Genomic DNA, 508 nt, shown 5'->3' with positions numbered 1-508 from the left:
GAGTCGCCGTCGACATCGTTGCCGACTACCGAGCCATCGATTGGCGTGTCTTCCAGTGTTTCCAGCGTTACAGCCGGAGCAGTCGGTGCATCGTTATCCGGGGTAACTCCGATGGTTACCACGCTATCAACGGTACCGCCTTTGCCGTCGGAAACGCTGACGGTAAAGCTGTCTGGGCCGTTGTAGTTGGTGTTCGGTGTGTACGTGAACGTACCGTCGGTGTTGACGACCACAGAACCGTGGGCCGGCTGAACATCGCCTTTAAGGGTGTAGGTCAGGGAGTCGCCGTCGACATCATTGCCAACTACCGAGCCATCGATTGGCGTGTCTTCCTGGGTTTCCAGGGTTACGGCCGGTGCAGTTGGAGCATCGTTGTCTGGAGTAACGCCGATGGTTACCACGCTATCAACAGTGCCGCCTTTGCCGTCGGAAACGCTGACGGTAAAGCTGTCTGGGCCGTTGTAGTTGGTGTTCGGGGTGTAAGTGAAGGTGCCGTCGGTGTTAACCA

1 protein-coding gene is annotated in these 508 nt (G+C 57.3%); it reads right to left on the bottom strand.

Going from position 1 to position 508, the window contains the following annotated elements:
* Positions 1–508, bottom strand: a 508-nt coding sequence (locus PKE98_RS26940) for an Ig-like domain-containing protein (RefSeq protein WP_271198566.1), incomplete at both ends; no start/stop codon positions are given.

The organism is Pseudomonas turukhanskensis (assembly GCF_027922365.1).
Taxonomy (GTDB): Bacteria; Pseudomonadota; Gammaproteobacteria; order Pseudomonadales; family Pseudomonadaceae; genus Aquipseudomonas; species Aquipseudomonas turukhanskensis.
The sequence above is the reverse complement of the archived record's forward strand: the minus strand, read 5'-3'. Positions and strand labels throughout refer to the sequence as shown.